This is a genomic window from Azospirillum lipoferum (assembly GCF_024170005.1).
In the GTDB taxonomy this organism is placed as follows: Bacteria; Pseudomonadota; Alphaproteobacteria; order Azospirillales; family Azospirillaceae; genus Azospirillum; species Azospirillum lipoferum.
Window position 1 is genome coordinate 1 of sequence record NZ_JALJXJ010000041.1, and the last position, 2,958, is coordinate 2,958.

The following is a 2,958-nucleotide window of genomic DNA, read 5'->3' on the forward strand; positions in this document are numbered from 1 at the left end:
CAGCCGCGTCTGCTGCTGCTGGACGAGCCGTCGCTGGGTCTGGCGCCGCTGATCGTGAAGCAGATCTTCCAGGTGATCCAGGAGATCAACCGGGAGCAGAAGATGACGGTGTTCATGGTGGAGCAGAACGCCTTCCATGCGCTGAAGCTGGCGCACCGGGCCTATGTGATGGTGACGGGGAAGATCACGATGACGGGGACGGGGGCGCAGCTTCTGGCCGACCCGGAGGTGCGGTCCGCCTACCTGGAAGGGGGACACTGAGAGCTTGTTCGTAGCAGGGCGGTGCCATCCCGTGCTGACCAAGAGGCTCTGTTGCAAAGTTTGCCGGCAGGCGCGAGATGATGGTTACGGGCATGACCGCCAACCCTATGCGTCCTGGAGTTCGGGCTGCTGGCTGATGAACTGCACGGCATCGGCGAACAGGCAGGGTCCGACGTTGAAGGCACGTTCGACGAGGCGCGCCTCACCCTGCATGTCGCGGGTGATGTTGAAGCTGTACACTTGGCCTTTGCGGAGCGCCCGCATCACCTCAAAGCCCTTGAGCGTTGCGTAGGCCGTCTTCAGGGTCTTGAAGCCTGAACCGCCCCGAGTTTGTTGGAGACCCCATCTTCTGAGACAGCGACTCCATTTGTTTTCCAAGGGAGATCACGCTGCCAGTTTGGGAATTGTGGCTTCAATTATTCGCAAGAATCGTTGGTTGCGTGCCCCCGCAACCAACGATGCTTGCGATCCTGGATCGCAGACAAGTCCGGTCTCCCTACGGAGGCCGGGCTTCTTTGTGTTCGCGGCAAAGCTCAGCATCGCCGCCAAATCGCCGCGCAGCACGATCGCCAGCCCGTTGCCGTCAGGCTGCAGGGTGATCTGGTCGACCAGACTGCGGAGAATATTGGCGGCTTCAGCCTTGGTTTCCTCGGACTGCAGGCGCTCGTGCAGAGCCGCGATCCGCTGCCTGTACACCTCGGCCATGTTCGGGTGCAGAAGGGGAGGGGGCTCGGTCGCGCTCGCCAACATGCCGGTGAGTTCCGCCTTGCGCCCTTCCAGCGTTGCCATCTCGGCTTTCATCGACGGCATGTACATGCCGTCCTTGATGGCGCCGATGATCCCTCCAATCTGCTTCTCGATCTTGGCCAGCTCACGGCGCCAGGCATCGTGGTCGGTCCGTTTCTCAATGCGCAGCCGGTTCATTTCGCGGGTGAACTCGTCGCAGAACTCCTTGAACAGCGCCGGCTCCATCAGGTGGGCGCGCAGCCCGTTCAGCACCGACGCCTCCAGAGAGTCCCGCCGGATGTTCCTCAAGTTACCGCAGGTGCCCTTGTTGCAAGCAGCCGAGCAGCTGAAGTGGTCCCCGTTTCCCGGACAATCGGATAAGCTTGGTTCGCCCAGGAAGAAGGACGGACCCGATGACGGGGAAACGGAAGCGGTATTCTGCAGAGTTCAAAGCGAAGGTGGCGCTGGAGGCGATCCGGGGCGAGCTTACGGTATCGCAGTTGGTCTCCAAGCACGGCGTACACCAGACGCTGATCAACGCCTGATGGTGCAGATGGGCTTGCAGGCGGTTTACCAGCGCCCGAAGACGACAGTGCCACATCCCGAACACAAGATCTGGCCGTACCTGCTACGCGACCTGACCATCGACCGCCCCGATCAGGTGTGGTGCAGCGACATCACCTATATTCCCATGCAACGCGGCTTTCTGTACTTGGTGGCGGTGATGGACTGGGCAACGCGCAAGGTCCTGAGCTGGCGTCTGTCGAACACCATGGACGTCGAGTTCTGCATCGAAGCCGTGGAGGGGGCGATGACACACTACGGCCAGCCGGACATCTTCAACACCGATCAGGGAAGCCAGTTCACCAGCCCACGTTTCACCGGCCTCTTGACCGCGGCCGGCATCCAGGTGTCGATGGACGGGCACGGCCGGTGGATGGACAACGTCTTCATCGAACGGCTGTGGCGATCGATGAAATACGAATGCGTCTACCTTCACGCCTTCGAAACGGGCAGCGAGGCCAGAGCCGGGATCGGCCGCTGGATCGATTACTACGATGACGAACGCCCGCACTCGGCGCTCGGCGGCAGAACACCGGCAGAGGCCTACCGGGGCACACGGGACCAGATCAGATTGGCGGCATGATACGAACCCGAACCAAGCTTGTTCCAGCCGCCAAACTGTCCGGGAAACGGGGACCACTTCAGTCGTCCCGATGGACAATATCCTGTTTGCCTCGGAAATGCTGGGTGCCGTGCCCGGCGTCGATCCGGACACCGGGTACCATTTCGACGATACGAAACGGTATGTCGATCAATTGAATCTGAGTGACGACGATCGCTACAAAATTTTCGAAGGCAACGCGCGCAAAAGTCTATCCGCGCCTTTCGAAGCTGCTCGATAGTCGAGCTGAGATCTCCGGATAGGGCCACAGCGGTGCAGGCGCCATGGCACCCGACCGTCCGTGCCAAGCTGCGTACCAAAGCTTGAACGGTCCGCTGCCGCCGTCCAAATAATTCATTTACCGTCCTTTGGCGGCCAGGAAGCTGGCGGTGTCGTTGCCGGCGAAAGGCAGATGGTCGCCCATCAGCTTGCCATGGGCGGCGCCGGTTTCTGAGCGCCAGTCGCGGAGCAACTCCGCACCGGCGACATGCCATTCCGTTCCGTGCGCTCGACAACCTGCCATGTTGAGAAACATTCACTGTTCGTCGCTGCGGAATACTGGCTGGTTAGGGGCGCCGAGGGGGGCTTCCTGCTCATTTCCAGAATTTGCCGGGTCGGCGGCTCCGCTCCATCATTCCATCCTACGCAATGATGAAGTGCCAAGTCCGGTCATTCCCGCCACGGGGCGGATACAGCAGTCTGGTGATGCGCAACGGGAATGACCCCGTTCGACGGATCACCGGAGTTGGACATGAAGCTCTATCATCACCCCCTGTCGGGCCATGCGCATCGGGCGCGTCTGTTCG

At 61.0% G+C, this 2,958-nt stretch carries 4 protein-coding genes and 3 pseudogenes; 4 read left to right on the forward strand and 3 right to left on the reverse strand.

Annotated features, from left to right (window positions below; all coding sequences use genetic code 11):
- Positions 1-261, forward strand: a pseudogene (locus J2848_RS35735) (ABC transporter ATP-binding protein); the annotation flags it as partial.
- 105 nt (positions 262-366) lie between these two features.
- Here the strand turns inward: J2848_RS35735 and J2848_RS35740 are convergent.
- Positions 367-576, reverse strand: a pseudogene (locus tag J2848_RS35740) (IS6 family transposase); the annotation flags it as partial.
- A gap of 69 nt (positions 577-645) precedes the next feature.
- Positions 646-1,260, reverse strand: a complete 615-nt coding sequence (locus tag J2848_RS35745) for a hypothetical protein (RefSeq protein WP_149235746.1) — start codon at positions 1,258-1,260, stop codon at positions 646-648.
- A gap of 140 nt (positions 1,261-1,400) precedes the next feature.
- On the opposite strand from J2848_RS35745, the gene J2848_RS36330 reads away from it, so the two are divergent.
- From J2848_RS36330 to J2848_RS35755, 3 genes and pseudogenes are all read left to right on the forward strand, one after another.
- Positions 1,401-1,532, forward strand: coding sequence for a transposase (locus J2848_RS36330; protein ID WP_412505543.1), 132 nt, complete (start codon positions 1,401-1,403; stop codon positions 1,530-1,532).
- A pseudogene (locus J2848_RS35750) lies at positions 1,526-2,134 on the forward strand (IS3 family transposase); the annotation flags it as partial. The gene J2848_RS36330 and the pseudogene J2848_RS35750, both read left to right, overlap by 7 nt.
- Positions 2,135-2,204: 70 nt before the next feature.
- Positions 2,205-2,393, forward strand: a complete 189-nt coding sequence (locus J2848_RS35755) for an amidohydrolase family protein (protein ID WP_211103388.1) — start codon at positions 2,205-2,207, stop codon at positions 2,391-2,393.
- A gap of 117 nt (positions 2,394-2,510) precedes the next feature.
- Here J2848_RS35755 and J2848_RS35760 read toward each other — a convergent pair whose 3' ends face one another.
- Positions 2,511-2,675, reverse strand: coding sequence for a hypothetical protein (locus J2848_RS35760; RefSeq protein ID WP_211103389.1), 165 nt, complete (start codon positions 2,673-2,675; stop codon positions 2,511-2,513).
- Between the last annotated feature and the right edge of the window lie 283 nt (positions 2,676-2,958).

Coding starts and splice junctions, on each gene's coding strand:
- J2848_RS36330 (WP_412505543.1), top strand. CDS start 1,401: ATGACGGGGAAACGGAAGCGGTATTCTGCAGAGTTCAAAGCGAAGGTG.
- J2848_RS35755 (WP_211103388.1), top strand. CDS start 2,205: ATGGACAATATCCTGTTTGCCTCGGAAATGCTGGGTGCCGTGCCCGGC.
- J2848_RS35760 (WP_211103389.1), bottom strand. CDS start 2,675: ATGGCAGGTTGTCGAGCGCACGGAACGGAATGGCATGTCGCCGGTGCG.